Genomic DNA, 26,184 nt, shown 5'->3' with positions numbered 1-26,184 from the left:
CTCTCCTGCTCTGCCCTTCTCGCTGATGAGCTTGACCCGATGCTGTGTCGAGTAGCTAAACCCTTGATCCATGACGAGAGGGTGTGGGTGCCTGTGTCGCTCACCGCATGAGCTGATAAGCCCATTGGCCACATAGCTAATGCGACCTTCATACTTCACACCACACGTGCAGAGAAAGAGACCATTCGTCCCGCCGTTCTTCCTGCCGGTGTACTCAATGAGGGTCGAGCCATTGTCGAACACATGCCCCGGCTTGTACTTGCGCCGTCCGTCGGCCAGTCCGTTAGCCTCTCGCCAATGCTTCTGACAGAGGCGATCCTTGCCCCATTGGAACCTAGTTGTGCAGCCGTCGATCCTACACGTTCCAGGCACACCCCCTCGCTTCTTTGGCACATGTTCCTCACAAGTCGTCGGCGGACGCCCCTGTGCTTTCGCTGGCCGTCGTGGCTTAGTGCATCCCTCTCGACAACATATCCGAGAGTCGCCCTTGCGCAGCCCTACCTGTGGCAGCTCGACCAACTCATAAGGTACAGCCTGATTGCCCCTATGCTCGTCTTCCATTGTTTCCCAGCCCTAGAATCGTTCTCTTTGCCATGAAGGCATGCGATGTTTGCTTAGGTGCTGCTCTCGATGTTCCACTGAGCAGAACGAACCTGTAACGCCCGTCCGGTGCGGGTAAGTGACCCGCTGGCAGACCAGGCATGTAACAGTCTTCTGTTTGCCATAGCCACCCATTAGAAAAAGTACCCCTTCGGGCGCGTGTAGCTGTAGTCGCTAGGGTGCTTGCCTTTGAGCCTCATCTGTGGGGGTTTATAGGCTTCATGGCGCCCGCTGGGCAATGGCTTGTCGTCCAGCGCATCGTCCTTGGCAGCGTCGCGCTCGTCGGCCTCATGTGCGAGCCGTCGTGCCTCCCGTTCGACCCAGCGCGCCTCGTCTCGTGCAACCTGCCATTGGTTAGTCATCGTTGCTCTCCTCGCCGCTGACAGCTTCGATGGCGTCATCTAGCTCAATAAACTCGATCAGGCCACGGGTGATGGTGAAGCTGCTGAGCGTGGAGTCCTCAGTGAGGAATCCCTGTTCGCTGGCAATGCGAACGTTCTTGGCGAGCGTATCTTCTCGCCAGGGTGCTACACCCTTGTAGGGGCCGACTTCCTGCCGAAGCTCTTCAACGTCACCCTTAAAGGTGCCGCCGCTCTTAGCTGCCACGAGGGCAAGCTTCATCGGTAGTGGCAGTCCGCCGACGTTGAGCAGGTACTTGATGATGCTTGGGTCCATGACCGCGACGGTGCTCATGCAGCATCATCCTCTCGTGCCTCGTCGCTGTCGCTGTTGGTGCTGGAATCGTGGGGCGCTTTCCACACAGCGACGTTGTCATGGTTCAACGTAACCCTCGTGGGCGTCGAGCCGGGCATGGCGTAGCCGTACGCGATGAGGGTATCGAGGATTCTCTGGTCTGCATTCTCTCCAACAAGTCCGAATGACTCTCTGATCTCATCCGAATTGAATGCGGCTACTCCATCCTCGTTGCACTTGAGGATGGCAAGCGACATGAGCCGCAGCCAAGCGGGCACCCGCTGGTTGTTTCGCAGGTTCACCCAAAGCTTGCGCTTCACTGCCGCCGCGTCCGTCTTCCGTGTCATCGTTAGTTCTCCTTGTCGTCGTCGTGGTTGTGGCATTGCACGGTGGCATCGATAGGTGCCCACTCCGTGCGGTGGCACTCGGGACATTCGAATAGGCCGCCTGAGCCGTGTGTGTAGCCAAGCGTCATTGGCGTGCCGTTGGGAACGCCATCTTCGCTGGCGAGCCAAGGCATCGGCCTTGCATAGCGGGACGGCATGATGCCGCCGTTGTTGAGGATCATTTATCCTTCCCTTCTTTCAGAAGCTTCATGCGATACTCGACGGGCAGAAGGTTGCTCTTGGACTTGTTACACCATGAGCACAACCACTGGACGTTACCGATCGAATGGCTGCCATTGCGTGCAATCGGGATGATGTGGTCCAGGTGAACACTCTTTGGTGCATCCGTGAACGGCTCGCTGCACAGAGCGCACTGGTTGTTCTGCCGGAAGTATCGCAGCCTGTTAAGGTCACGTAGGGTGATCACATGCTCAGACGTTCCGCCGCGCCGTCGGTAGAGCCCTGCCGTACGTAGGTGGGGGTTTGCCTTGTGATATTCGGCATGCCATTCAGCTCTGTGCTCGCGATTGGCTGCATACCATTCAGCCAGGTACTCACGATTAGCTGCATACCATTCGGCCGCGTACCCAGGATTGGCCGCACGCCATTCAGCCATGTACTTCGACCTGCGCTCCTTGTTGGCCTGATACCAGGCTGCACTCGATCGCCGGTCACATTCCCGGCAACAGAAATACAGCCCATCTCCTTTGCCTCGGTCCTTGCTGAAATCACTAACGGGCAACGTCCGCTGGCATTTATTACACCATTTCATCCCTTCCGCAATGACGCTAGGCTTAGCCGCGCTAGGCCTGCGCCCAGCTTTCCCCTTCGGGGGAAGATCTACAATCTCAAATGCAGTGCTCATCGTTCATCCGCCGTTTTGGTGAACGCCTGCACGGTGAAGCCACGGCCATGCGCGGCCGTGATTACACCAAGGTTCGGAATGGCACGCCCCTTATCCTGCATTAGGAATGCCGCTGCGTGATGCCCGATCGCCTCCGTGTAGCGTCGAATCTCACCACCGTCGGTGTAGCCGCCCATGAGCTTGGGAACGAACGTTGCAACCGTCGTCCGCACCTCATCACCGTTATGCACGTCCACGTTGTGTCGTGCTGTGAAGTCAAACAGCACGCGTCCTCGGTCATCACGAGCGAGGGCCACTGGGACGTCCCGTGCGAGCAGTGCAGCTTCGGCGTCCTTGAGTGCGGACTCGGCGAGCGCATGCAGCAGGTCTCGATCCGGCTGATCGGCAACCGTGGGCAACCCTTCGGGTGCGTACGAATGAACATCGAGCTGCACACCCTCACGGCTTCCGCGCTTCAGTGAACGAATCTCGGCGAACACACCTTCAGCTCGCAATGCGCTGTCCAGCGCTTCGGTGTCGAGGCCGAGGGAAAGCTTCACTGCATCGCGAAACAACAGCACCTTCCCACTGAGCACGCCACTGTTAACCTCGATCTGCCCGCTGGGCACGAGAGTGAGCCCGTTCCCATCATCGGTGCGGGCAACCTTGACGGTCTCACCGAAGATGTTGCTGACCACTTCACTAAGTGCCATTGCCAAGCGAAGGTCGCTGGGTCGAGCACGTTCGATGTTCGCAAGGTCATTCTTTGCTGCACTCAGCAGAGACGAGAGCCGCTTAACGTCCGCTTGGGCGATTGCGTAGTCTTCCGCACTGCTAGCATCCTCGCCACGTTCCCAAGCATCCTCGATCGCATTGACTGCAAGCTCTGCATCTCCGTGCTGCATGGTCAAGTCATTGTGCTTGTCAATGGCTTCGTCATAGGCCTTGATCCAGTCGGTCATCATCTTGTCTTCAGTCATGTTGCTTCTTCCTTTCATCTCAACCACATTGGTGGACTTGCTCTTCGTGTTACCAGACATATCTGTCTTCCTTTCTCTCGTGCGCCGTTATTGGCGCGTTTCGTTTACGTGCTCCGTGTTGAGCACGAGCTTGTGTGGCATGTGTGATCGCGGCTGACCGTCGAGAGCCACGAGGTGCAGTGCCGAACGGACCCTAGGAACACCTACCGACAACCTCGGGGCACCTCGGGGCAGGGGAGCGGGAGCATTCGGCGGGAGGGCATCCCCCAGGGCCGTCAGACATGCCGCTTCCCGCTGCCGCTAGTCGCGGTGTGCGGCGTCTTGTGGGTGTCCTGGTGTCCTGGTGCCTTCAGGCGCCCAGGGCGCGTGAAAGGCGACTAGCGGTAGCTCAGAGCATCGGTGAGGCACGTCGCCACACATGCTCTCCCGTCACAGGGTCAGATGTCTTGGCTAAGCCCTTCATCGTGCGGGGGTCCGCGCAGGTGAGGTTCTTACGGTGCATCTCGAATGCACGTGTTCCGCCGAACGTCCGATGACATGCGGCACAATGGGCGGTCCTTTTGTCGGTCCAGCGAGAGCCGCACGAGTGGGTGATGATGTTGGTCATTGTTATTCCTCCTTATTTGATTGCGGGTCGGGACTCGACCCTTATTGCGTGTTGCAGTGCCGAGCGGACCTTAAGAACACCTACCGACAACCTCGCGGCGCGCCCGCACGAGACCGCGCGCCGTCGTCGGACATGCCTCTAGGAGCTAGCGCTGGTTGGGCATTTAGGCCCGTTCGCGGCTCCCCGGTGCCTTGGGGTGCCCCAAGGTGCCCAGCGCGCGTGAACGGCGACCCCCGCTAGCTCAGAGCAGGACGCGCCCGCACGGGCGACGAGGGCCGGGCGTGCCGCTGAGACGCCATGCGTCAGGCTCAGAGGGCAGAGCAGGCGACGCAGAGGGGACGGACACGGGACATGCCTCTCTGACCATCTGCTAGTCGCTGTCTATGCGCCCCTCGTGGCGTCCTGGTGTCCTGGTCCCCCAAGGCCTCACGGACGCAGAGGCGGCGACTAGCAGTAGCTCTGAGGGGACACCAGGGCGAGCGCCGTCGTTGGACATGCCTCTAGGAGCTAGCGCTGGTGGGGCACTTAGCGCCGTTCACGGCCTTGGGCACCTCACCTACCCCAAGGCGCCCAAGGCGCCCTGTCAGCCGTTCTGAGCGACGTTCATGCGTCAGGGGTCCGTAGGCACCAGGACGGGCTCTGCGTGGCTCACAGACGCTCTCAGGGCCCTTCCTGGCCACGAGAGCGGATGAGCCTCGTCGGCTGGGTCGGTGCCGGATGCTCGACGTGATGCCGGGCAAGGACGCTCTGCAAGCCCCTGAGAGCCGTTCTGCGGGCCGTTCAGCGCTCCAGGGTCCGTAGACACCAGGACGGGCTGTGCGTCGCTCACAGACGCTTACGGAGCGTCCTCCGTCCGCTACAGAGGCTTCTAGGGGCATATCTCGCCCTGGGCCCGGATCACCCTGCCCTCACGATCACGGGACATGCCTCTAGGAGCTACCGCTGGTGGGGCATTTAGCGCCGTTCGCGGCCTTGGGCACCTCACCTACCCCAAGGCGCCCAAGGCGCGTGAAAGGCGACTAGCGGTTGCTCTGAGGGAACACCAGAGCGAGCGCCCCACGCGAGCATGCCCCTCTGAGCCGGACCGTGTTGACAGTGGACATCCTTGAACCGGGAGCACCCGGCACGGGCGGTGGTGCCAGTGCCGTCGAGTGACGGTCAGAGCTGCGTTAGCTCTTAAAGGTACTTCGATTGGTAGCCTGAGAAGGTTAATAGCTATGTGCTGTGACTCTTCTCGTTGAGCATCTGCTCAATGGCAAAGTGATGATCGGTGGTTCAATGGCAGATAGATGATGTGACAGTCCGTTAAGGACTTGCGCTAGCAAGTCTTTGGACTCTGCACATCGACACGACTGATCGTTAGGTCAATGGCGGACAACTAAGAGGTCTAGTGTCCTCTGATCTTTTCCATCGTTTAGCTCATCTAGTCCTTAAAGACTTGGGCAATGGAGACCCCCCCCTAAACGGGGGTCTCCTTCAATGGCAGAATAATAATGATGAAGAACATCTCTTGATCTTGCCGTTGGAGTTTAAACCTCTGTCATCTAACGTGACGGTTCTACGAAAGACTGCTTGCAGTCTTGAGGAACACTTGACGTTGACACGACTGTTGCTAACGTTAGTCTCTTGATCTTGCCGTTGGAGTTTAAACCTCTGTCATCTAACGTGACGGTTCTACGAAAGACTGCTTGCAGTCTTGAGGAACAGGTGACGTTGACACGACTGTTGCAAGTGACTTAAAGAGCAATGGCAGAATCATGAGAACTATGACTAGACCCCAGTTATCTTGCCTTTGCCGTTCTTATACTCAAGTCATCTAACGTGACCGTCCTTCGAGAGACTGCGCTAGCAGTCTTGAGGGACACTTGACGTTGACACGACTGTTACTAACGTTGAATGACTTAAGTGGCTCTTATTTAGACTATAAGAGAACTAGAGAACATTAGTGACCTTAGCTCTCTTAACCTTGCCGTTGGGAAGACCCCCTTTTTAGGGGGGGTCTTCTTATGACTTACATCGACTAGTGTGATGAGTCTTAGCTAGCGAGCTTGCGAGCTAGCAGACTGTAGACACTGATGTGATGTGTAGATAGATGAGAGAACGTTAAGTGTCATGGCGTGACCGTTCGGGGTCCGGTAGGACCAGAACGCTGACGCCGTTAGCGAAGGGCCGGTGACGGGTCGCCGACGACCTGCCAAGCAGGTCTGGCCAGACCCAGGGGGCGGGCCCCTTATTTTGGCCACAACTTGTCCCATACCCCCTCGTGGCAAGCATCCTCGCAGGTCAGACCCCGTTTTAGCTGTGACATGAGCACCGGGCCGGTAGACCGGCCGAAAGTGCCCACTCGTCGGCCTCTGTGTGGGCCCACGGATGCGACCCAGCGGGGCCCAATCCCGGGTCGTTGGCGGGCTCACCGATGCTGTGATCATCACTAGCCAAGGGCTGCCAAGTCGCCATGTCGTGCTCGATCAGGACATCGTTCATCGGCACGTCGAGAGGCCCTGGCATGAGTCGGTAGACGTTCGGTTGCCCACCCTCGCCATGTTCCACCTCCAGCCACTCAGCCTTAACGAGTGCCTTAATGCCAGATTCGACATACGACCTAGCACGCCCTTCACTGTCGGTCAGGCCAACAGCGTCAGCAAGTGAACGCTCAGAGATAGTAACCACCGAATCTTCACCGCAGAGTCTCGCTAGCTGACGAGCAACGTCTCTTCCGGTCGGCGGCGCGAGCTTGGCTACGTCCATGTACCAACCAAGTGCCTGCCCAGTCGGTGCATCCATCTCCGCCGATCGCGGCACTCCACCACGCCGCTTCAGTGCTGCATGATGCCGTTCGACCCGATCCGACCACGACTCACCTTGAGTGCTCGCTTCGCTGCCCGCACGCCGCTGCGCTGCACGCCGCTGTGCTGCACGACGCTCATTGTCGCAGCTCTTGCACGAGGTCTTGATCTTGCCGCCGCTCAAACGTGCAAACCGTTCAGCCTTAACGATGCTTCCACACTTTGAGCACCTGTACATCACATCGTCAACACCGCACCCCTTGAGGTGCTCCATTAGGTCACGGATGGTCGTGGTCGTCCCTGATCCGCTATCGAGCATGGCGTTAAGTGCTTCATCCTTGCCCATCACTTTCCCATCTCCTTTCCAGTCATCTTGCCTATCTCCATCATGTGATCCACGTCGGATACCTACATCCTCGTGGTCTCGCTCATGCGCGCTTGTCATCGTGCTAGGTGGATGTTGAGCGTCCGCCCATTCCTGCTAAGTCGAATGGCGTTCTTCAGCCCGGCTCGTGCAATGGCGTCGAGCAGAGCAACCGTGCTCACACCCAGCCGGTCCGCCACGTCTGCTGCATGCTCGATGCCGTCGAGTCCTAGCAGGATCGAGAGGGTCGCTCTTGTTTCGATATCGACTTGCTCGAAACTTGTCATGGCAAGCTCTCGCAGCACTTCATCCCTGGTCGCGCCGTCGAGCTGCATTGCGAGCTTGTCGTCAATGGAGAGCGTCACGTCTAGGTCGTCTCGATAGCTCTCGTGCTCGGTCATGCGGCCTTCCCCAAGACACGGCGTTCCTTGGCCCGGCATGCCTCCACCCTTCGCTTGATGCTTGGGTAGGCATCGCAGAGGCGCATGAGGTTGAACTTGTCCCTCAGCCCGCCGCATCGCCATTCCGGCTCGGCCCCGTTCACATGCGAGGGCGCAGCTTGGCCGATGGTCTGCCTGATCATGTCGATGTGCCATTGGGGCAGGGGGTCCACCAGTTCAAGTCCTGGCACCGGCTCTTGCTTATCTAGATCAATCGTCCTCATGTGCAATCCTCTCTCTTAAAATGTCCTAACATGACAAAGGCCATGCCCCACGATGGAGACATGGCCTTTGGTGTGCTGCCGTGTTTCTAGGTGCTCGTCAAGTAAGCATCACTTCCCCTTGCCGGTACCATCGCGTCGTCTGTAATCCACGGTAAGACCCCCGCCGACAATCGATCGCGCACGACGACCGGCCCTCTGGCGTTCCCTCAGAGCAACCGCTAGTCGCCGTCTCTGCGCCCTAGGCGCCTTGGGGCACTAGAACACCAGGACGCTCCCGAGACGCTGCAAACCGCGACTAGCGCTAGCGAGAAGGGGCATGTCCGCCCCTCGTGCGCCCGCGCCTAGCTCAGCGGTTTCGAGAGCACGTCGGGCATGCGAGCCGTGACGCGGTTCACGAGCGCCGGAGGTGCGTCAGCTTCACGCAGCACGGGTGCCTGATACGGCTCCGGTGCACTCTTTCGAGGACGCTCGCTCACGCTCACGTAGCGGCCATGTTTGTCACGCGGCCACTGCATCGCCTCTGGAATGTCGCCCTCAGACGAGGTGCCGTGAGTCTTCTTGCTTTCGTCAATCCACATAATCAATATCCCTTCCTAAGTTAGGTGATGCCCGCATAGGCATCTGTTGCTGCTAGCTGCTGTTAGCGGTCATTGGCTCGTGCCCATGCCAGCACATCGCTAGCCATGTACACGTACCGTCCACCGATGCGGTGGAACGTCGGCCCACGTCTTCGCGCACGCCATGCGCGCATAGTTACTTCCTCCACATCGAGAAAGCGTGCCGCTTCTTTGGTGCTCATAAGCTGAGGCAGGTCGTCTTCGTTCATTGGCTCTTCACCCCTCTCATCTTCACTACTGAATCGTGTGCTTCAAAAGAAAGAGGGCCGACGTTCCGTGACTGGAACAATCGACCCTTGTTATGCGCAGCGTGTAACGCTTCTGTCTGGGAGAATCGCCCAGGTCGGGCGGGGCATCCCCGCCCAGGGCGTAACGCTTTCTCCCATACCAAAGAGAGCCCTGATCTGGAAGGGCAGCCCCGCAGTGTGACGCACCTCACACCATGCCATGTCAGAACAAGCGGCGATGTGCTGACATGCGGGCACCTCGTGCCCCACACGCGGCCCCTCGTCGGCCAAGCTCGCCGCATGGACGATGCCCAGCTCGACGCTCTCGATCCGCTCGGCGCACTGCTCAGCTCACGGCACGTCGTGGCGTTCGGCGGCCTCGTCGTGTGCCAGGTCTGCGGAGCCGTCCTCGTCTCGACGGCTGCTATGGGCATCGCCGCTCGTGTGATCCGTGAGCACCTGCACGAGCACGAGCACGAGCTGTGAGAGGGCATCGACGGCAGACATGCCCCGTACGGCCTCTGTGCGCCTCTGTGGCGGCCTCTGGCGTGCTTCGGGCGCAATCCCCCATCGACCCGCTCAGCGGCCCGCAGATCGACTCACAGCGACTCACGCGCTCGATCCCCTGGGCCCGCTCAGTCGATCGGTTCCACGTCGCCGGGCACCTCGTGGCCCAGCTCGTCGTGCTCGACCAGCTCTCCGTACCTCTCGCTCATCGTCACGCCACCAGCACGACGCACCGGCACGAGTCCCCACACCACCAACAGGCGCGACACATCGAGCCCCTTACGTCCGGGGTGCTTGCTCTTCTTGACTCGCAGTGTCGGCAGCACACTTGCGATAAGGGCCCTCCTACCGTCCATGTCTGAGTCTGCATAGGCCTCTCGGTACGTCCTCCCTGTCGGCACCCATGCTTCCCTCGTGCCCGTTGGCAAGCTCGCTTCGCGCTGTTTCATCTCCTGCAACCGTTCCATGAGCTGTGGCAATTCATCGCTAGTTGCGCCCTTCATGCGAGCTAGCACCGTCTCAATGGCACTGGTTAGCTCGGCTCTTTCGGTTGCGCCTTCATCGAGCACCGTGAGCCTAAGCTCGTCTCTGTCTCCATATCCTCGGAGAAATTCACTCTCGATGTACTGTTCCAGTTGTCTCGCTGCAATCGAAACGGCGGCACGACAGACTCTCCCGCTGCTGCGTGCTTGGCATCGGTACACATGGCTTCTGCCATTCGACCTTGGCTCGTAGTGCAACGCTGTGCCACACCCTGCACATCGTGCAATGCCACTGAGCAATGCCGATGCTTTGCGTCGTGGCTCAGTCAATGGCGTCGGTTCGATCATGGCTCGCATTGCCTGCCATGCCTCCACAGTGACGATAGGCTCCCATGCTTGTGCGGGATATCCCTCGGCATCGGTAACTACGTTCCCCTTGTGTGTCATCCTGCCGATAATGGCTTGCCCCAACAGCACGTCTCTTAGAACCTTGATCGACCACCGTCCGCCGTTCTTCGATGGAATCTCACGTGCGTTCAAGTCATGCACGATGCGGTAGAGAGTCTGCCCAGCGATGACTCGCTCTGTGGCCTCTCGAATCACTGACGCCTCATCTGGAATGACCACAAGCGTCCTGCCCTCCCCTGACGGGTGCGGGCCCGATGTGTAGCCAAAGGGCAGCTTGCCACCCTTCCATCTGAGCTGTTGTGCCATGAATGCCTGAGACGAAGCGACGCGCGCCGTGATCGCCTCACGCTCTGCTCTCGCCACCTCGGAGAGCACGGCAGCAATAAGCCTCCATGCTGTCTGGTCCGACCTGAGCCCATCCATGTGCGCGACGAACAGCCCTCGCTTGTCGAGCACGTCCACCAGGTCGGCAATGGCGGACAGTCCCATGCGTGACCACCGATCGAGCTTCCACACACAGAGCACGTCGGCTTCATCATTGGCAAGCATCCTCAATGCCCGGTCTGCATTAGCGCGTCTCTTGCCACCTGAGATCCCCTCATCGACCAGCACGTGAGCAACGTCCCATTCTTCGCGGGCGCATAGGTCTCTCAGGTCTCGCTCTTGGCGTTCAATGCTCGTGCTCTCTTCGGTGGCCTTGCTGAGTCGCAGGTACAGGACTGCCCTCATCGTTCATGCCCTCTCCATCGCACGAGAGGCGAACCCGGATCGCTCCCGGCTCGCCTCTCGGCCCTCTCTCATTGTCTCAGTGGTTGCGCTGTGCTGCCCATTCGATTGCATCGCTGAGTGCATCGGCGAACAGATGAGCAACGATGTGGTCGGACTCTAGCCAAAGCTCGATTGCCCCCACGACATCTAGATTGGCCATCATCCGCACAGCATCGTTCACCAGGACATGCTCTCCCATCGACGGTGCGACGGCATCGAGCCTCACCGGCTCCCCCTCCACGTCTGCCAATGCCTGCATCATCTCGACACCCTCTGAGCCCAAAGCATCCCATTCCCTCTCGTCGGTCAGGCTGTGTTTATCGGTGATGACACGAACAGTGAGCCTGGGATTCCACGCGCTCTTACCCGCTCGTCGCGTGGCGTCCATCGTCCATGCCTGCCGCATAACCCTCTCCCATCCTGTCTGCACGTCGGCCTCTCCGAACCGTGCTGTGGTGTGGATTGGTCACGCTTGGGAACGCGATGGTCCAGACCGCCCAGTTCACCTACCAGGGCTGGCTCGCATTCGCGTTCATGCTCCTCGGCACCGGCGCCGCCGCCAAGGTCTTCATCATCGGCCACAAGCGCGCCGAGAGCGTGCGCCCCGGCACCGCTCGCGCGGAGGTCGCCTCCGGTCAGATGACCGCCGGCGTCTGAACCACGCACCCCCGTCATCGACACCCCCACCCGAAAGGAGGCCGCCATGGCCACCCACGTTCTCGAGACCGAAGGCCAGGTCTGCCCGTTCCCCCTCGTCGAGGCCAAGCAGGCGATGGCCGACCTCGCGATCGGTGACGAACTCGTCATCGGCTTCGACTGCACCCAGGCCACCGAGGCCATCCCCACCTGGGCCGCCGACAACGGCTACCCGGTCACCAACTTCGACCGCACGGGCAACGCGAGCTGGACCATCACGGTGCAGAAGGCCTGAGACCGCTCGCCCCGCCCACCACGCGTGCCTGGTGCCCTCGCCCGTTTCGGGCGGGGGCACTCGCGTGTATCCGGACGATCACCGTCGGCGAGACGAGTCGGAGCTTGTGACGAAAGGGCCTGTTCGAGCGGGAGGAGGCGGGGCGCGGTGGGGTTTCAGGCCTGTTCGAGGAGGTCCGGATCGCGGGCGACCCGGACGAGAGCGGCGGCGAGGCCCGCGAGATCGTCGTCGCCGACGAGACCGGCGAGCTTGTCGGGGTCGTCCGGCAGACCTGCCCGACGAGCGCCCTCGAGTACGAGGTCGTCGGCGAACGGGCGGACCCCCGACCAGACGGCCTGCACCTCCCGCAGGAAGATGTTCGCTCCCGTCGGGCCGATGCCGATGAACTCCTGCAGGCCCTTGCTGATCCGTCCCACGTCGCCCTCGCTCTCGTCGCGGAGTTCGCGCAGGTCGCCGTGCCACCGATCGAGCAGGAGCCCGGCGTTCTCGTCGAGCCGGGTCGCGGTGCTCTCGTCGTAGCGGCGATAGCCTCCGCGGCCGAGCGCATCGACGCGCTGCTGCCACGTGCTCTCCCGCAGATGCTCCGGGGTGCGCCAGCCCGCCTGCCACAGCTCGCGCGCCGTCGCGACGGCGATGTCGGAGCTGATCCGCGTCGAGAGCAGCTGACTGAGCACGAGCAACTGCCACAACGGAGACGGCTTGTCGCGCAACGTGATCCCGGCGTCGCTCGCGAACGTCGTGCCGTGACGCTCGAGGAGGCGGCGGGCGAGGTCGTGCTGATCGGTCATGGCTGCGCCATACCCACCTCGACGCCGGCGCACGCGGTCACCGAGACCGTGGACGTCTGCGCGACGACCGACGACGTGGCCCTGACCCCGATCGCTACCCGCAGCAACGGCAGATTCGGCATGGCCGGTACTCATCGCGAGGCCCTCTGACCGGCCCCGATCGTGCCGGACGGGTGATCCTGGCCTCCTCCTCCCGAACTCCGGGGCGGGCGTCGCGGCGGCGCCCTAGCGTGGTGATCACGGATCCACCGTCCACGGAAGGAGCACGACCATGCCTGCCATGACCTTCTCCGCGACCGCAGAGGCGGCCGACGGACTGACGACGCGCTGCACGGCTCGCGGAATGACCATCACCATCGACGAGCCACCGTCGCTGGGCGGCACCGACCAGGGCATGAACCCCGTGGAGGCACTCCTCGCCGCGCTGGCCTCGTGCAAGTCGATCGTGGCGCGTGCCTTCGCCCGCAAGCACGGCATCGCGCTCCGCTCGGTTCGCGTGGACTGCGAGGGCGTGCTCGACCCCGACGGGTTCCTCGGCAGGAACCCCGAGGCCAAGATCGGCTACTCCGAGATCGAGACGATCTACCACATCGAGGCCGACAACACCCCCGAGGAGATCGCCGCCTTCGTCGAGTTCATCGAGGGCAACTGCCCCGTGGACGACACCCTGACGAACACTCCGAAGCTGATCTACCGCATCGTCTGACGAGCGCGACCGAGACGTGACCCCCGGCCCGGCCTCAGGATCGGACGATCAGGAGGCCGGGCCGGCGTTCATGTCGGCGACTTCGGCCGGTCGGCGCGCCGCAGGCGGGAGTGCGAGCCTCACGCCGGCCGGTTGCGATGAAGCCCACCCGGCCCGATGCTCGGCCGGTCAGCCGTTGCCGCGGCCCGTGGCCTTCTGGAGCCGATCGATGTGCTCGGAGGCCTCGGCCTTGGTGAGGTCGGCCGGCAGGGTCTCGCCCGCCTCGCGCGCGAGCGTGTCGAGGTAGCTCTTCTGAGCCCCGGTCATGGGTTCGTCGCCGGTGACCCACGTCTCCGGGTCCTTCTGGGTCGTGCCCGGGCCGGAGTCGGCCCCGATGACCTCGCCCTCGCTGGTCGTCGGCGCCTGGCCCCGCTGGTCGGGCTGCGCGGCGCCCGCAGCAGGGTTTCCACCGGCCACGGCGTTGCCGCCGCCGATGACGTCGTCGGGAGTCTGAACGGTCTCGTCGCGGTCGGGCCGCGGAGCAGTGTTCTCGGTCATGGGCGTCACCCTAGAGGCGACCACCGACAACCGCTCGCCAGAGCTCCGACCTGCGCGAATGCCGGCAGGCGATGCCGGCCGACCGGCTCAGGCCGTCTCGGCGATACGCGACAACAGGCCGTTGACGAAGCCCGGGGAGTCGTCGGTCGAGAGCACCGTGGCGAGCACGACTCCCTCCGAGACCGCGACGCCGCCCGGCACGTCGGGGTTGTGCAGGATCTCCCACGTGCCCACGCGCAGGATCGCGCGGTCGACCGCGGGCATGCGTTCGAGCCGCCACCCGCGGCTGTAGGTCTGGATGGTCTCGTCGATCTCGGCCCAGTGTTCGACGACGCCACGCACCGCCGCCACCGTGTAGTCGCGCAGCGGCACCTGGGTGGTGGGGGTGGCGAGACGGTCGGCCAGGAGGTCGCCCGCGTTCATCCCCCGCTGTTCGGCCTCGAACAACAGCTCGACCGCGGCCTTGCGGGCCTTGCTCCGCGCCGATGTCAGGCGGCCGCGGTCCGAGCGGCGGGGCGGACGGTCGTCGAGAACGGCGCCCTCGGGCAGCGAGGACGGCACCGGCAACGGCGCGGAGGACCACCCCGAGGGCTCGTCGAAGTCCGCGTCCGGGGCGTCGTCCCCGGCCGCGGGCCTCGTCGAGTGTTCGGCGGGGTCGACCATCAGTTGACGCGACCGAGGTAGCTGCCGTCGCGGGTGTCGACCTTGACCTTGGTGCCCTGCTCGAGGAACAGCGGCACCTGGATCTCGGCGCCGGTCTCGAGGGTCGCGGGCTTGGTGCCACCGGTCGAGCGGTCACCCTGCAGGCCGGGCTCGGTGTAGGTGATCTCGAGCTCGACCGAGGCCGGCAGCTCGACGAACAGCGGCGTGCCCTCGTGGGTGGCGACGACCGCCTCCTGGTTCTCGAGCATGAACTTCTCGGCGTCGCCGACGATCGCGGAACCCACGTGGACCTGGTCGTAGGTCTTGCCGTCCATGAAGACGAAGTCCTCGCCGTCCTTGTACAGGTACTGCATCGTGCGCTTGTCGACGTTGCTCGTCTCGACCTTCGTGCCCGCGTTGAAGGTCTTGTCGATGATCTTGCCGGACATGACGTTCTTCATCTTGGTGCGGACGAAGGCCGGGCCCTTGCCGGGCTTGACGTGCTGGAACTCGAGCACGGTCCACAGCTGGCCCTCGATCTTGAGCACCATGCCGTTCTTCAGGTCGTTCGTGGTCGCCACGTGCGAATCTCTCTGTCGTCGGATCAATCTGGCCCGGCGGAGTCTCGCCCTTCGAGGCGGTCGCGCCGGTGCCGCGAGGTCGGTCGCGGCGGGAACTCGCTGATTCTAACGAGCGCGCGGGGGCGCTCCGTCGCGCCGTCCCCGTTGTTCGCTCGCCGGTGCGCGACTCCTGCAAGAATCACGAGGCGAAGAATCACGGGGCGACTGGCGAGGAGGGCGAAACCGTGTCACGGCACCGCGTCGGGCTCACGGCCATGATGGCCCTCGCGCTGGCCGGCTGCACCTCGGGCCCGACTCCGGCACCGGCCCCCTCGACGAGCCACACGCCGCAGGCCGGTGATCCGGTCGTCGTCAGCACGCTCGCACTCCCGGCGACCTATGACCCCACCGACACCGACGACCGCCACGCCACTCGCATCGCCGGGCTGCTGCAACGTGGACTGTTCCGCTACGACCCCAAGGGCAAGACCGTGCCCGAGGTCGCGACCTCGGTCGAGACCACCGACAACCGGGTCTTTCGTGTGACGCTCGATCCGGGCTGGCAGTTCTCGAACGGCGAGCCGGTCACCGCCGACTCGTTCGTCGACGCGTGGAGTCGCGCGGCCGATCCGGCCCACCCGAAGCTGCGCCGCGACCTGTTCGAGCCCATCGACGGGTTCGTGCCGTCGACACAGATCGACGCGAGTCACCGCGCCGCGGCGACTCGGCCCGCATCGGCGTCCGCGGCGGCCTCGTCACCGCAGCCGACCGCCGCTTCCGGTGCGGCGACCGGCCGTTCATCCCGTCTGCGCGGGCTCACGGTTCTCGATCCGCACACGTTCACCATCACGTTGTCGCGCCCGCACCCGGGCTTCGAGCAACGGCTCGGCCACGTCGCGTTCGCCCCGCTGCCCGATCTCGCGTTCACCGACCCGGCGGAGTTCGGCAGGCGCCCGGTCGGCAACGGGCCGTACCGGCTCGACGGCGCGTGGAACGAGAGCGGTGTCGTGCGGCTGCGCCCCCGGCCGGGGTACACGGCCGGCGATCCCGCGCAGAACTCCGGGCTCGTTTTCCGCACGTACACCGACCCGGCAGTCGCCCTCTCCGACGTCGAGGCCGGCCGTCTCGACGTGCTCGACACGCTGCCCACCGAGGCCCTGCCCACGTACAAGAGCACGTTCGGGGAGCGGGCCGTCAATCAGCCCGTGGGCCAGGTCGGCGGGCTCGTCTTCCCGATCACGAGGGGACCGTGGACCGGGCCCGCCGGCAAGGCCCGCCGGCAGGCGATCTCGATGGCGATCGACCGGGACGCGCTCGCCGCCCGCGTGCTCGCAGGCACGCGCGACGTGGCGACCGACCTCGCGGTGCCGCTCGTCGAGGGCCATTCTCAGGATCTCTGCGGCACGGTCTGCCGACTCGACGCCGACACCGCGACCGAGGCCCTGCAGACCGGTGGCGGCCTGAGCGGCGGACTCGAGATCGGGTACGCCGCCGACGCCGACCAGGGCCCGGTCGCGAGCGCGATCTGCGCCGACGTCACGAAGAACCTCGAGATCCCGTGCACGGGGCGCGCCTACGAGACCACCCGAGCACTGCACGAGGCGTTGTCCTCGGGCGCTCTCACCGGCCCCGCCCTGCTCACGCGACAGATGGACTACCCCCTGCTCGAGAGCTTCCTCGTGCCCCGGTTCACCCGCGGCGCCCTCACGAACGACTCCGGCTACGGCGATCCCGTGACCGACGCGGCCCTGAGGCGGGCCGCCACCGACCCCGCCGAGCGCACGACCCGGTTCCAGGCGGCCGAGCAGCGCATCCTCGCCGACCTGCCGGTGGTGCCGCTGTGGAACGGCCACGCCGTCGCCGTCTGTTCGACCGGTGTCCGCGACGTGCGCTACGACGTGTTCGGCTCCCCCGACTACACCCACATCACCCGGCCGCGAGACAAGTAGCGCGACCGCACGACGGGGCCGACTCACCCGGCGAGGTGTCCCCAGCGGGAGGAGAGCTCCGCCCAAGGGCCGACCGCGGCCACCCGTCCGTCGACGACCACCACGACCCGGTCGGCCTGGGCGAGCGCCGCCCGCTTCGAACTCGCGCCGACGACGGTCGTCGAGCGCTCGCGCAGCGCCTGCCACAGCTCGATCTCGGTGCGGGCGTCGAGAGCGGAGGACACGTCGTCGGCGAGCAGCAGCTCGGCGTCGGCCGCGAGCGCCCGTGCCAGAGCGAGCCGCTGCACCTGACCGCCGGACAGGCGCACGCCGCGGTGGCCGACGATCGACAGCGGTCCGCCGGCCTGTTCGACGTCGAGATCGAGGCGGGCGTCGCTGACGGGCCGGTCGAACGCGCGGTCGAAGCCGAGCTGGACGTTGTCGGCGAAGGTGCCCGAGAGAACACGCGGCACCTGGGCCACGTAGGCCACCTGCCCGGGGCGCAGGAACAACTCCGGGTCGTCGACGTCGACGCCGTTCCACCGCAGAGCCCCGCGGTGGTCGGTGAGCCCGGCCATGGCCCGCAGCAGGCTCGACTTACCTGCCCCGACCTGCCCGACGAGGAGCACGAGTTCGCCGCGGTCGATGTCGAGGTCGACGTCCTCGATGCCGATCGTGCCGTCCTCGTGCACGGCCGACATGCCGCGCAGGGAGAGCCGTTCGAGCGGCACGCGCTCGACGGCCGGGGGTTCGGGCGCCTCGCCGGTGAGCAGATCGACACCCGGTGGGAGGTCGACGAGGTCGGCGCCGCCCGCGAGACGACTCGTCGCGACCTGCCAGGCGCGGGTGCCGGGCGCCTCGGTGACGACCGCGCCCGCGACCCGCCCGAACCACTCGAAGCCGTTGACGGCGCTGACGACGAGCAGTGCCGTCGCGAGTCCCCACTGACCGCCGAGGACACCGACCCAGGCGGCGACGGCCCCGGCCTGGATCATGAGGGTGGGCACCCCGTCGAGCAAGGCCTGGACCCGGTGTTCCCTGACCGCGGCCTCGACACGCCCCGCGTCCACGTGTCGCAGGTGGCGGCGCACGTCGGGCGTGCGTCCGGCGAGCTTGACCGTGCGCGCCGACTCCAACACCGAGACGAGCGCGCGGCCGAACCGCGCCCGGGCCGTCGACGCGAGCGCCGCCGAGCGGCCGGCGACGGGACGCCCCAGCGCCGACGCCGCGGCCGAGGCCACCATGATGACGAGGAGCACCAGCCCGGCGAGCCAGGTGCCCGCGGCGACCGCGGTGACGAGTGAGACGAGCAGACCGTTGACGAAGTCGACCCAGCGGTCGGCGTAGCGGGCGTACCGGTCGGAGTCCATCGCCCGGGCGACGACCTCGCCGGCCGGAACGCGCTCCAGGCGTCGCTGGGCGGTCTGCCCGACGAGGACGGACATCCGCACGCGGAGCATGACCTCGATCCACCAGCGCGGATAGCGGATGACCCCCGCCGAGAGCATGACCGGGCCCAGCAGGACGAAGAACACGACGAGCGCGACCCAGACCCACGGCGCGTCACCCCGCTCGAGCGACTCGACGGTGTGCCCCCAGGCGTAGCCGGTGAGGCTGCCGACCGCCCCGCTCAGCGAGAACACGAGGAACAGGACCACCGAGCCCACGCCCCACGTCGGGCGCACGAACAGGGCGTGGGCGATCCCGCGTGCGAGGGACGGCCCCTCACCGGTGTCCCGCATCGACGGAGGCTCGCCCCGTCGGCGTGCCGTGCCGAGGGCGGTCGCCCCTCCTGACCGGGGTCGGTCCGCGGCGACGACCTGCCCGGTGGCACTCGCGGAGGCGTTCGGGGAGGTCGAGCGATCGGTGCGGACGGGAGCCGGCGGCTGCGCGATCTCGGCCGCGGCGAGGAGTTGCTTGAAATGACCCTTGTCGGCGGCCAGCCGATCGTGCGCACCGAACTGGACGACCCGGCCGTCGCCGAGGACGGCGACGAGGTCGGCTCGGGCGATCGTCGAGAGGCGGTGGGCGATGAGGATTCCGGTGCGTCCACGCAGGAGCCGGTCCGAGGCGGCGACGACTCGGGCCTCGGTGAGAGGGTCCATGCGGGCCGTCGCCTCGTCGAGCACGACCACCTGCACGTCGCGCATGAGCAGCCGGGCGAACGCGAGCAGTTGCTCCTCGCCGGCCGACAGCATGGTGCCGCCGGGGCCGAGGAGGGTGTCGAGTCCGTCGTCGAGCCCCGCGACCCAGTCGGTGAGCCCCAACTCGGCGACGACCTGCTCCACCCGCTCGCGAGGCACCTCGGCGAACAGGGTGATGTTCTGGGCGAGCGTGCCCGCGAGGATCTCGGTGCGCTGGGTGACGACGCCGACGGCGTGCCGCAGCGCCTCCAGGTCGAGATCGAGCACGTCGACCCCGCCGAGCAGCACCTCACCCGGCCGCGGGTCGACCGCGCGCGAGACGAGGGAGGCGAGCGTCGACTTGCCGGATCCGGTCCGGCCGACGAGCGCGAGGGTGTGCCCGGCCGGCACCACGAGATCGACCTCACGCAGCGCGAAAGCGCCCTCGGCGTACGCGAACGAGGCGTTGCGGAACTCGAGTTCGAGCGACCCCTCGCCCAGGACGCGGCCGCCGGTCGGCTCGGGCTCGACTTCGAGCATCTGCCGCAACCGGATGACGGCGCCGAGCCCGGCCTGCAGATCGGGCAGCTGATCGGCGACCCGACCGATGTAGCCCACGAAGGTCGAGGTGATCATGAACAGCGTGACGAGTTCCCCGACCGCCATGCGGTGAGTGGCGGCGAGCGCGACGCCACTCACCGCGACCACGACGAGCAGCCCGTGCAGGATCGTGCCGGTGCGCAGGGTGACCGTGCTCTCGAGTCGCAGCACGACGTGGAAGAGGCGGTGCACCTCGGCCGAGAGCGCCGCGAGCCGGCGTACCGCGAACGCCTGCCCGAGGCTCGTGCGCAGGTCGTCGCGCCCGGCGATCCCCTCCTCGAGAGCGGCGGCGTGATCGGTCCATGCGGCCTCCTCGACGACCTTGCGCTGGGCGATCTGCCCGAGCAGACGGCGCACCGAGAAGAACGCCGCCAGGGCGAACAGCGGGAACACGACGATCGAGGGCCACCACGTGATCGTCGCGACGACGAGCATCGGCAGGATCGACACGACCGCCCGCAGCACCATCCAGAACTGGAGACGCACGAGCGAACCGACCTCACGCGTGTCGTCGTCGATGCGGTCGAGGATCTCGCCGACGGCCTGCTCCGAGAGCGCGGGCAGCGGCTGCGCGAGGGCCGCGTCGAGCAGGTCGTTCCGCAGTCGCCCCTCCGCGCGGTCGGAGACCCCGGCCCACAGGTATCGGCCGATCGTGTCGACGGCCGCGCCACCGACGACGCACAGCGCGAGCAGCCCGACCAGCGGCCACGTCACCTGCTCGGCGAGGCGGCCCGCGACGACGGCACCCGCCGAGGAGCCCACGGCGCCGACGGCGAGGGCGAGCAGCGCCGCGGTCGCGGCGGGAGCGCGCAGGCGGCGCCAGGGGACGGGCCTCGTGGCGTCGACGGCCGCGCCACCGACGACGCACAGCGCGAGCAGCCCGACCAGCGCCCACGTCCCCTGCTCGGCGAGGCGGCCCGCGACGACGGCACCCGCCGAGGAGCCCACGGCGCCGACGGCGAGGGCGAGCAGCGCCGCGGTCGCGGCGGGAGTGCGCAGGCGGCGCCAGGTGACGGTCCTCGTGGCGTCGGCGGAGGTGGTCGCCGCGGGTGGGATCGTCGTGCCGCCCGGAGTGTCGGGAGGAGTCACGTGGCTCGACGATACGCGAGCACATGCGTTCTGGAACCTCATTTTTCACCTGCGGCGATGCACGTCGGCGCCCGACCACCGGGTCCAGGGCGACCGTCGACCTTGGTCGGTGCGCGAGTCGACCTTCGACGGTGCCGGGAGGACGGGCGGCCTCCGTACGCTGGCAGCATGCCCGCCACTGCAGCGTTCGACCGTCCGAGCCGACTCGGCAGTATCGGGCGGTACGGCGTGGTGTTCGTCGTGACGATCGCGGCCTGGTTGGTGACGTTGCCGCAGGAACTCGACGCCGTTCCCGACGACGTGGCCCCGTTCATCATCCTCGACCTCGGGATCGGCATCGCGGTCATGGCGCTGTTGCCGTTACGACGCCGGTTCCCGCTGGCGGTCGCGGTCACGATCGCCGTGGTCGGTGTGCTCTCCTCGGCCGCCTTCGGCTCCTGGATCCTCGCGGCGGTCTCCCTCGGAACACGTCGCCGGGCGTGGCAGGCCGCCGTCGCCGGCCTCGTCTCCATCGTGACCACCCTGGTGTCGAACGCCTGGAACCCGGTGTCGCTGTACATCGAACGCGTCGAATCAGCCGCCCCGATGTCCTGGTGGTCGCTCGCCCTCTTCGCGCTCCTCGTCAACACCCTCGTCATGGCCGTCGGCTTCTACCTCGGGGCGCGTCGTGACCTGCTGAGGTCGTTGCGCGAACGCGCTGAGACAGCCGAACGCGAGCAGGCATCCCGGGCCGCGCAGGCCCGGTCCGCCGAGCGCGCCCGCATCGCGCGCGAGATGCACGACGCCCTCGGCCACCGCATCTCGACCGTGGCGATGCACTCCGGCGCCCTCGCCTACCGCGACGACCTCACCGCCGAGCAGGTGCACGACACCGCCCAGCTCATCCAGGAGAATGCCCACGGCGCCCTCGTCGAACTGCGCGACATCCTCGGCGTCCTCCGTGACGATGCCGGGGGTGGACCTCCGGCCGAGGAACCCCCGCAGCCGACGATCGCCGACCTCCCGATGCTGGTCGAGGCGGCCGACGCGGCGGGCCAGGACGTGAACCTCGCACTCGGCGTCACCCCCGAATCCGTGCCGACGACCCTCGGACGGCACGTCTACCGGGTGGTGCAGGAATGCCTCACCAACGCCCGCAAGCACGCCCCGGGAACGCCGGTGGAGGTTCAGGTCACCCGGGTCAGGCCGTGGCTCGGCCGAGGCGACCTCGTCGTCGAGGTGAGCAACCCGTTGACTCGAGAAGCGGGCGTGGGAGGCGGCGCGGCCTCTGGTCGACGTCACGACCTGTTCAGCGCCCTGCCCCCCGGGGACCGGCTGGAGGCTTCGGTACCGTCGAGCGGTGTCGGCCTCCTCGGCCTCGCCGAACGCGCCGACCTCGCCGGCGGGCGTCTCGAGCACGGGCCCGAGAACGGCCGTTACGTCACGCGATTCACGGTTCCCTGGCCCGAACGGAGCGACTCATGACCCACGACGACACCGGTGCCGACCAGGTGGCGGAGGACGACAGGGGCATTCGCGTGGTCGTCGTCGACGACGATGCACTGGTCAGGCAGGGTCTCGGTCTCATCCTCGGCGGACGGGGGCCGGTCGAGATCGTCGGCGAGGCCGCCGACGGGATCGAGGCCGAGGAGGTCGTCGCGCGGTGTCGCCCCGACGTCGTGCTCATGGACATCCGGATGCCCCGACGCGACGGCATCGCGGCCACCCGCGCGCTGCTGGCGCACCCGAACCCGCCCCGGGTGCTCGTCCTCACCACGTTCGACGGTGACGAGCTCGTGCTCGACGCGCTACGCGCCGGGGCGAGCGGGTTCCTGCTCAAGGCGACCAAGCCGGAGCGCATGGTCGAGGCCATCGTCGGCGTCGCCGCAGGTGAGGCCGCGTTCTCGCCGACCGTCATCGACCAGGTCGTCGCGGCCGCCACGCGCGACGACGGCGGTGAACGACGTCGCGCCGCGCTCGGCGACCTCGACGTGCTCACCGAGCGGGAACGCGAGGTCGCGGTCGCCGTGGGTCGAGGATGGTCCAACGCGCAGATCTCCGCCGAGCTCTTCATGAGCGTCGCCACCGTCAAGGCCCACGTGTCGAAGATCTTCGAGAAGCTCGAAGTCGAGAACCGCGTACAGATCGCCATCCGGGTCCACGACGCCGGCCTGTTGTGACCGCACTCCGCGCCCGGCGTCCCAGCCGCGGGTGAGGAGTTCTGACCAAGCCCACCGACCGACGTCCGTGAGCGCCGCTCATGTCGCAAGCTCCGGTGACCACCGCCGCGGCGCAGACCACGAGGATTCGGGGAGGCTACGACGCCCCCGACACCGCGTCGTAGGCACCGCGGAGGTGCTCGGGATCGGGCCCGACGAGCCGGGTGGGCCGCCCCACGGCGTCGAGGACGACGAACCGCAGGGTCGAGCCCCGCGTCTTCTTGTCCCGACCCATGACGACCATGAGATCGTCGAAGCTGCCGCCCTCGTAGCGTGTCGGGAGCCCGAGCGACTCGAGCACCCGCCGGTGCCGGGCGACGGACGCCTCGTCGAGATGCCCTGCGAGCCGGGCGAGCTCGGCCGCGAACACCATGCCGACGGAGACCGCGTCGCCGTGCCGCCAGCGATACGACTCCGACTGCTCGATCGCGTGACCGAACGTGTGACCGTAGTTGAGGATCTCGCGTAGTGAGGACTCCTTGAGGTCCTCGGTGACGACCCGGGCCTTGACGGCGATCTTGCGTTCGACGAGTTCACGCAGCACGTCGCTGCGTGGGTCGAGTGCCGCCTCCGGGTCACTCTCGATGAGATCGAGGATGGCCGGGTCGGCGATGAAGCCACCCTTGACGACCTCGGCGAGGCCGGCGGCGAGATCGGCGCGCGGCAGCGTGTCGAGCGCGTCCAGATCGCACAGCACACCGACCGGCGGGTGAAAGGCCCCGACGAGGTTCTTTCCCTCGGCGGTGTTGATGCCCGTCTTGCCCCCTACCGCGGCGTCGACCATGCCGAGCAGCGTCGTGGGCACGTCGACCAGCGCGACCCCCCGCAGCCAGGTGGCGGCGACGAACCCACCGAGGTCGGTCACCGCTCCCCCACCGACCGCGACGACGGCGTCGGTGCGCGTGAACCCCGCCTGCCCGAGCACGCTCCAGAGGCGCGCGGCGACCTCGACCGTCTTGGCCGCCTCGGCGTCGGGCAACATCTCGACGTGGGTCTCGACGCCGCGCGCCTCGAGCGCCGCGGCGACGTCTCGGGCGAGGCCGGCGACGGGCTCGGCGTGGACGACGAGCGCTCGCGTCGATGACTCCGGCACGAGTTCGGTGACCCGGCTCGCGACGCCACGCCCGACGAGCACGTCGTAGGCGCCGGGGGTACCTGCCTCCCCGCCGACGTGGATCGTGGTCACATCGCTCATCGCTCCCCCGTTTCGTCGTCGCCCAGCGCAGCGACGATCTCGTCGACGATCTGCTCCACCGGCTTGTCGTCGGTGTCGACCCGCAGCCAGGCCACGCGCTCGTAGATCGGCCGGCGATCGGCCATGAGCTGCAGCCACTGCCCGCGTGGATTGAGCGCGAGCAGCGGACGCCCCTGGTCGAACCCCGAACGCCTCGCCGCGTGCCGCAGACTCACGTCGAGGAACACGACCCGGTGGCCGTCGAGGAGCCGCTGGGTGTCGGGGTCGAGGATCGCCCCACCACCGAGGGCGACGACACCGCGATGGGCGGCGACGACGTCGGCGACGGCAGCCTTCTCGAGCTCACGAAAGTGCTGCTCGCCGTGGTCGACGAAGATGAGCGGCACGGGAACGCCCGCTCGCTGCTCGACGACCTCGTCGGTGTCGACGACCTCGACGCCGAGCCGCTGAGCGAGCGCCGCACCCACCGTCGACTTACCGGCGCCAGGTGGGCCGGTGAGGACGACGATCGGGCGGGTGCCGCCCGGCGTGGCGGCTGCGTCGAAAGCACCCTCGACACCCGTGGCGCTCTGCTCGCCGGCCGGGTCCCGCGTCTCGTCGGTCACCACGACCGCATCCCCTCGGGAATCGCGGCGAGGTAACCCTCGACGTTTCGGCGCGCCTCGGCCACGCTGTCGCCCCCGAACTTCTCGGCGACCGCGTCGGCGAGCACGAGCGCGACCATGGCCTCGGCGACCACGCCCGCCGCGGGCACGGCACAGACGTCGGAACGCTGGTGGATCGCGGTCGCCGCGTCGCTCGACGTGACGTCGACCGTCGCCAGCGCACGCGGCACGGTGCTGATCGGTTTCATCGCGGCCCGCACCCGCAGCACCTCACCGGTGGACATGCCGCCCTCGGTGCCGCCGGCCCGGCCCGTCGCGCGCCGGATGACTCCGGTCTCGTCGCGGACCATCTCGTCGTGCGCGGCCGAGCCCCGGCGCGCCGCCGTGCGGAACCCGTCGCCCACCTCGACACCCTTGATGGCCTGGATGCTCATGAGCGCGGCCGCCAACCGCCCGTCGAGCCGCCGGTCCCAGTGCACGTGCGACCCGAGCCCCGGCGGGCACCCGTACGCGAGCACCTCGACGACCCCGCCGAGGGTGTCGCCGTCGGAATGAGCGGCGTCGACCTCGGCCACCATCGCGGCCGATCCCGCGGCCTCGAACGCCCGCACCGGGTCGGCGTCGAGTGCGGCCACGTCGCCCGGGCCCGGGAGTGGCGCGCCGTCGGCCACCCCCGCCGCCCCGATGGCGACGGTGTGGGACACGAGCCGGATGCCCGCCACTTGGGCGAGGTAGGCCGAGGCCACCGCACCGAGCGCCACCCGCGCCGCCGTCTCGCGGGCGGAGGCCCGTTCGAGGACCGGCCGGGCGTCGTCGAAGTCGTACTTCTGCATGCCGACGAGGTCGGCGTGCCCGGGGCGGGGCCGGGTGAGCGGCCGGTTGCGGGCGATCTCCTTCGGTGCGTTGACGTCGTCGGCCGCCGCGTACGCCGACGCCTCGACCGGGTCGGGACTCATCACGGTCCGCCACTTCGGCCACTCGCTGTTGCCGATGCGCAGCGCGAACGGCGAACCGAGCGTGACCCCGTGCCGGAGGCCGCCGATGATCTCGAGCTCGTCCTGCTCGAACTTCTGCCGGGCGCCACGGCCGTAGCCGAGGCGACGACGCGCGAGCGCCTCGCGGATGTCGGCGCTCGTCACCTCGACTCCCGAGGGCAGCCCCTCGAGCACGGCGACGAGCGCGGGCCCGTGTGATTCTCCGGCGGTCAACCAACGCATGGCCGTATGGTTCCACGGCCCACCGACAACACCCGTGACCGGCCCATTCGCTGGACGACCCCGGGCACGCGTGTCAGGCGTCGCGCGCCAGCACTCGAACCGGCGGTCCTGCCGCGCCGATGGCCCACCCAC

At 66.6% G+C, this 26,184-nt stretch carries 28 protein-coding genes; 8 read left to right on the top strand and 20 right to left on the bottom strand.

Translation table 11 applies throughout. The features are described 5' to 3' along the window. Positions 1-734: 734 nt before the first annotated feature. From BN1197_RS17150 to BN1197_RS18135, 10 genes are all read right to left on the bottom strand, one after another. Positions 735-962: a hypothetical protein gene (locus BN1197_RS17150; protein ID WP_141397299.1), complete on the bottom strand. Its 228-nt coding sequence runs from the start codon at positions 960-962 to the stop codon at positions 735-737. Then, positions 955-1,293 (bottom strand): hypothetical protein, encoded by a 339-nt coding sequence (locus BN1197_RS13230; RefSeq protein WP_040160508.1) that lies wholly within the window; start codon positions 1,291-1,293, stop codon positions 955-957. The genes BN1197_RS17150 and BN1197_RS13230 overlap by 8 nt, the downstream gene beginning before the upstream one ends. After that, positions 1,290-1,640, bottom strand: coding sequence for a hypothetical protein (locus tag BN1197_RS17145; protein ID WP_141397298.1), 351 nt, complete (start codon positions 1,638-1,640; stop codon positions 1,290-1,292). Before BN1197_RS17145 ends, BN1197_RS13230 begins: the two co-directional genes overlap by 4 nt. Before the next feature lie 2 nt (positions 1,641-1,642). Next, complete coding sequence (locus BN1197_RS17140) at positions 1,643-1,861, bottom strand: hypothetical protein (protein ID WP_141397297.1); 219 nt, start codon at positions 1,859-1,861, stop codon at positions 1,643-1,645. After that, entirely contained in the window at positions 1,858-2,295 is a 438-nt protein-coding gene (locus BN1197_RS17430; protein WP_176489764.1) for an HNH endonuclease, read from the bottom strand. Before BN1197_RS17430 ends, BN1197_RS17140 begins: the two co-directional genes overlap by 4 nt. 245 nt (positions 2,296-2,540) lie before the next feature. After that, complete coding sequence (locus BN1197_RS17135) at positions 2,541-3,563, bottom strand: hypothetical protein (protein ID WP_141397296.1); 1,023 nt, start codon at positions 3,561-3,563, stop codon at positions 2,541-2,543. A 328-nt stretch (positions 3,564-3,891) separates the two neighbouring features. Then, complete coding sequence (locus BN1197_RS18140) at positions 3,892-4,110, bottom strand: FDXHR family putative zinc-binding protein (RefSeq protein WP_040160502.1); 219 nt, start codon at positions 4,108-4,110, stop codon at positions 3,892-3,894. A 3,227-nt stretch (positions 4,111-7,337) separates the two neighbouring features. Then, the gene (locus tag BN1197_RS13210; RefSeq protein WP_040160498.1) at positions 7,338-7,661 is read right to left on the bottom strand and encodes a hypothetical protein; all 324 of its coding nucleotides are present in this window, start codon (positions 7,659-7,661) and stop codon (positions 7,338-7,340) included. Further along, positions 7,658-7,924 carry a hypothetical protein gene (locus BN1197_RS13205; RefSeq protein WP_040160497.1) on the bottom strand — a complete coding sequence of 89 codons (267 nt, stop codon included), beginning with the start codon at positions 7,922-7,924 and terminating at the stop codon, positions 7,658-7,660. Before BN1197_RS13205 ends, BN1197_RS13210 begins: the two co-directional genes overlap by 4 nt. 640 nt (positions 7,925-8,564) lie before the next feature. Next, the gene (locus BN1197_RS18135) at positions 8,565-8,723 is read right to left on the bottom strand and encodes a helix-turn-helix domain-containing protein (protein ID WP_390622726.1); all 159 of its coding nucleotides are present in this window, start codon (positions 8,721-8,723) and stop codon (positions 8,565-8,567) included. Between the two features lie 345 nt (positions 8,724-9,068). Between BN1197_RS18135 and BN1197_RS13195 the strand changes: the two genes are divergently transcribed. Next, positions 9,069-9,254 (top strand): hypothetical protein, encoded by a 186-nt coding sequence (locus tag BN1197_RS13195; RefSeq protein ID WP_040160495.1) that lies wholly within the window; start codon positions 9,069-9,071, stop codon positions 9,252-9,254. Between the two features lie 149 nt (positions 9,255-9,403). Here BN1197_RS13195 and BN1197_RS13190 read toward each other — a convergent pair whose 3' ends face one another. Both BN1197_RS13190 and BN1197_RS13185 read right to left on the bottom strand, forming a co-directional pair. Continuing rightward, positions 9,404-10,894, bottom strand: coding sequence for a recombinase family protein (locus tag BN1197_RS13190; protein WP_082043890.1), 1,491 nt, complete (start codon positions 10,892-10,894; stop codon positions 9,404-9,406). Positions 10,895-10,970: 76 nt separating this feature from the next. Then, positions 10,971-11,321 carry a hypothetical protein gene (locus tag BN1197_RS13185; RefSeq protein ID WP_141397295.1) on the bottom strand — a complete coding sequence of 117 codons (351 nt, stop codon included), beginning with the start codon at positions 11,319-11,321 and terminating at the stop codon, positions 10,971-10,973. 95 nt (positions 11,322-11,416) lie between these two features. On the opposite strand from BN1197_RS13185, the gene BN1197_RS17130 reads away from it, so the two are divergent. Both BN1197_RS17130 and BN1197_RS13180 read left to right on the top strand, forming a co-directional pair. Continuing rightward, a complete protein-coding gene (locus BN1197_RS17130; RefSeq protein WP_176489763.1) occupies positions 11,417-11,590 on the top strand; it encodes a hypothetical protein in 174 nt (57 codons plus the stop codon). A 46-nt stretch (positions 11,591-11,636) separates the two neighbouring features. Further along, complete coding sequence (locus BN1197_RS13180) at positions 11,637-11,864, top strand: sulfurtransferase TusA family protein (RefSeq protein WP_040160488.1); 228 nt, start codon at positions 11,637-11,639, stop codon at positions 11,862-11,864. A 155-nt stretch (positions 11,865-12,019) separates the two neighbouring features. Here BN1197_RS13180 and BN1197_RS13175 read toward each other — a convergent pair whose 3' ends face one another. Next, entirely contained in the window at positions 12,020-12,652 is a 633-nt protein-coding gene (locus BN1197_RS13175) for an endonuclease (protein ID WP_040160485.1), read from the bottom strand. Between BN1197_RS13175 and BN1197_RS17125 the strand changes: the two genes are divergently transcribed. After that, complete coding sequence (locus tag BN1197_RS17125) at positions 12,608-12,802, top strand: hypothetical protein (protein WP_141397294.1); 195 nt, start codon at positions 12,608-12,610, stop codon at positions 12,800-12,802. The genes BN1197_RS13175 and BN1197_RS17125 overlap by 45 nt on opposite strands. Positions 12,803-12,923: 121 nt before the next feature. After that, positions 12,924-13,358: an OsmC family protein gene (locus BN1197_RS13170; protein ID WP_040160483.1), complete on the top strand. Its 435-nt coding sequence runs from the start codon at positions 12,924-12,926 to the stop codon at positions 13,356-13,358. Positions 13,359-13,526: 168 nt separating this feature from the next. On the opposite strand, the gene BN1197_RS17870 is transcribed toward BN1197_RS13170, so the two are convergent. From BN1197_RS17870 to efp, 3 genes are all read right to left on the bottom strand, one after another. Further along, positions 13,527-13,733 (bottom strand): DUF3072 domain-containing protein, encoded by a 207-nt coding sequence (locus BN1197_RS17870; protein WP_052466824.1) that lies wholly within the window; start codon positions 13,731-13,733, stop codon positions 13,527-13,529. Between the two features lie 249 nt (positions 13,734-13,982). Then, positions 13,983-14,558: a transcription antitermination factor NusB gene (gene nusB, locus BN1197_RS13160; RefSeq protein WP_082043888.1), complete on the bottom strand. Its 576-nt coding sequence runs from the start codon at positions 14,556-14,558 to the stop codon at positions 13,983-13,985. Then, positions 14,558-15,118 carry an elongation factor P gene (gene efp, locus BN1197_RS13155; RefSeq protein ID WP_040160481.1) on the bottom strand — a complete coding sequence of 187 codons (561 nt, stop codon included), beginning with the start codon at positions 15,116-15,118 and terminating at the stop codon, positions 14,558-14,560. Before efp ends, nusB begins: the two co-directional genes overlap by 1 nt. Before the next feature lie 224 nt (positions 15,119-15,342). On the opposite strand from efp, the gene BN1197_RS13150 reads away from it, so the two are divergent. Beyond that, entirely contained in the window at positions 15,343-17,046 is a 1,704-nt protein-coding gene (locus tag BN1197_RS13150) for a peptide ABC transporter substrate-binding protein (protein WP_040160478.1), read from the top strand. Positions 17,047-17,069: 23 nt separating this feature from the next. Here the strand turns inward: BN1197_RS13150 and BN1197_RS13145 are convergent, their stop codons facing one another. Then, positions 17,070-20,618, bottom strand: a complete 3,549-nt coding sequence (locus BN1197_RS13145) for an ATP-binding cassette domain-containing protein (protein ID WP_040161198.1) — start codon at positions 20,616-20,618, stop codon at positions 17,070-17,072. 387 nt (positions 20,619-21,005) lie between these two features. On the opposite strand from BN1197_RS13145, the gene BN1197_RS13140 reads away from it, so the two are divergent. Beyond that, positions 21,006-22,301 (top strand): sensor histidine kinase, encoded by a 1,296-nt coding sequence (locus tag BN1197_RS13140; RefSeq protein ID WP_040160476.1) that lies wholly within the window; start codon positions 21,006-21,008, stop codon positions 22,299-22,301. Then, positions 22,298-22,996: a response regulator gene (locus tag BN1197_RS13135; RefSeq protein ID WP_052466730.1), complete on the top strand. Its 699-nt coding sequence runs from the start codon at positions 22,298-22,300 to the stop codon at positions 22,994-22,996. The genes BN1197_RS13140 and BN1197_RS13135 overlap by 4 nt, the downstream gene beginning before the upstream one ends. Before the next feature lie 136 nt (positions 22,997-23,132). Here BN1197_RS13135 and aroB read toward each other — a convergent pair whose 3' ends face one another. Genes aroB through aroC form a run of 3 tightly spaced genes read right to left on the bottom strand, consistent with a single transcriptional unit; the run spans position 23,133 to position 26,052 of the window. Further along, positions 23,133-24,230, bottom strand: coding sequence for a 3-dehydroquinate synthase (aroB, locus tag BN1197_RS13130; protein WP_040160473.1), 1,098 nt, complete (start codon positions 24,228-24,230; stop codon positions 23,133-23,135). Continuing rightward, the gene (locus BN1197_RS13125; RefSeq protein WP_082043967.1) at positions 24,227-24,835 is read right to left on the bottom strand and encodes a shikimate kinase; all 609 of its coding nucleotides are present in this window, start codon (positions 24,833-24,835) and stop codon (positions 24,227-24,229) included. Before BN1197_RS13125 ends, aroB begins: the two co-directional genes overlap by 4 nt. Further along, positions 24,832-26,052, bottom strand: a complete 1,221-nt coding sequence (gene aroC / locus BN1197_RS13120; protein ID WP_040160471.1) for a chorismate synthase — start codon at positions 26,050-26,052, stop codon at positions 24,832-24,834. The genes BN1197_RS13125 and aroC overlap by 4 nt, the downstream gene beginning before the upstream one ends. Between the last annotated feature and the right edge of the window lie 132 nt (positions 26,053-26,184).

This window comes from Mobilicoccus massiliensis, assembly GCF_000826525.2.
Taxonomy (GTDB): Bacteria; Actinomycetota; Actinomycetes; order Actinomycetales; family Dermatophilaceae; genus Mobilicoccus; species Mobilicoccus massiliensis.
The sequence above is the reverse complement of the archived record's forward strand: the minus strand, read 5'-3'. Positions and strand labels throughout refer to the sequence as shown.

What these genes read in the sequence shown, in the direction of transcription:
- BN1197_RS17150 (WP_141397299.1), bottom strand. Translation starts at nt 962, where the DNA reads ATGACTAACCAATGGCAGGTTGCACGAGACGAGGCGCGCTGGGTCGAA.
- BN1197_RS13230 (WP_040160508.1), bottom strand. Translation starts at nt 1,293, where the DNA reads ATGAGCACCGTCGCGGTCATGGACCCAAGCATCATCAAGTACCTGCTC.
- BN1197_RS17145 (WP_141397298.1), bottom strand. Translation starts at nt 1,640, where the DNA reads ATGACACGGAAGACGGACGCGGCGGCAGTGAAGCGCAAGCTTTGGGTG.
- BN1197_RS17140 (WP_141397297.1), bottom strand. Translation starts at nt 1,861, where the DNA reads ATGATCCTCAACAACGGCGGCATCATGCCGTCCCGCTATGCAAGGCCG.
- BN1197_RS17430 (WP_176489764.1), bottom strand. Translation starts at nt 2,295, where the DNA reads ATGGCTGAATGGCGTGCGGCCAATCCTGGGTACGCGGCCGAATGGTAT.
- BN1197_RS17135 (WP_141397296.1), bottom strand. Translation starts at nt 3,563, where the DNA reads ATGTCTGGTAACACGAAGAGCAAGTCCACCAATGTGGTTGAGATGAAA.
- BN1197_RS18140 (WP_040160502.1), bottom strand. Translation starts at nt 4,110, where the DNA reads ATGACCAACATCATCACCCACTCGTGCGGCTCTCGCTGGACCGACAAA.
- BN1197_RS13210 (WP_040160498.1), bottom strand. Translation starts at nt 7,661, where the DNA reads ATGACCGAGCACGAGAGCTATCGAGACGACCTAGACGTGACGCTCTCC.
- BN1197_RS13205 (WP_040160497.1), bottom strand. Translation starts at nt 7,924, where the DNA reads ATGAGGACGATTGATCTAGATAAGCAAGAGCCGGTGCCAGGACTTGAA.
- BN1197_RS18135 (WP_390622726.1), bottom strand. Translation starts at nt 8,723, where the DNA reads ATGAGCACCAAAGAAGCGGCACGCTTTCTCGATGTGGAGGAAGTAACT.
- BN1197_RS13195 (WP_040160495.1), top strand. Translation starts at nt 9,069, where the DNA reads ATGGACGATGCCCAGCTCGACGCTCTCGATCCGCTCGGCGCACTGCTC.
- BN1197_RS13190 (WP_082043890.1), bottom strand. Translation starts at nt 10,894, where the DNA reads ATGAGGGCAGTCCTGTACCTGCGACTCAGCAAGGCCACCGAAGAGAGC.
- BN1197_RS13185 (WP_141397295.1), bottom strand. Translation starts at nt 11,321, where the DNA reads ATGGACGCCACGCGACGAGCGGGTAAGAGCGCGTGGAATCCCAGGCTC.
- BN1197_RS17130 (WP_176489763.1), top strand. Translation starts at nt 11,417, where the DNA reads ATGGTCCAGACCGCCCAGTTCACCTACCAGGGCTGGCTCGCATTCGCG.
- BN1197_RS13180 (WP_040160488.1), top strand. Translation starts at nt 11,637, where the DNA reads ATGGCCACCCACGTTCTCGAGACCGAAGGCCAGGTCTGCCCGTTCCCC.
- BN1197_RS13175 (WP_040160485.1), bottom strand. Translation starts at nt 12,652, where the DNA reads ATGACCGATCAGCACGACCTCGCCCGCCGCCTCCTCGAGCGTCACGGC.
- BN1197_RS13170 (WP_040160483.1), top strand. Translation starts at nt 12,924, where the DNA reads ATGCCTGCCATGACCTTCTCCGCGACCGCAGAGGCGGCCGACGGACTG.
- nusB (WP_082043888.1), bottom strand. Translation starts at nt 14,558, where the DNA reads ATGGTCGACCCCGCCGAACACTCGACGAGGCCCGCGGCCGGGGACGAC.
- BN1197_RS13140 (WP_040160476.1), top strand. Translation starts at nt 21,006, where the DNA reads ATGCCCGCCACTGCAGCGTTCGACCGTCCGAGCCGACTCGGCAGTATC.
- BN1197_RS13135 (WP_052466730.1), top strand. Translation starts at nt 22,298, where the DNA reads ATGACCCACGACGACACCGGTGCCGACCAGGTGGCGGAGGACGACAGG.
- aroB (WP_040160473.1), bottom strand. Translation starts at nt 24,230, where the DNA reads ATGAGCGATGTGACCACGATCCACGTCGGCGGGGAGGCAGGTACCCCC.
- aroC (WP_040160471.1), bottom strand. Translation starts at nt 26,052, where the DNA reads ATGCGTTGGTTGACCGCCGGAGAATCACACGGGCCCGCGCTCGTCGCC.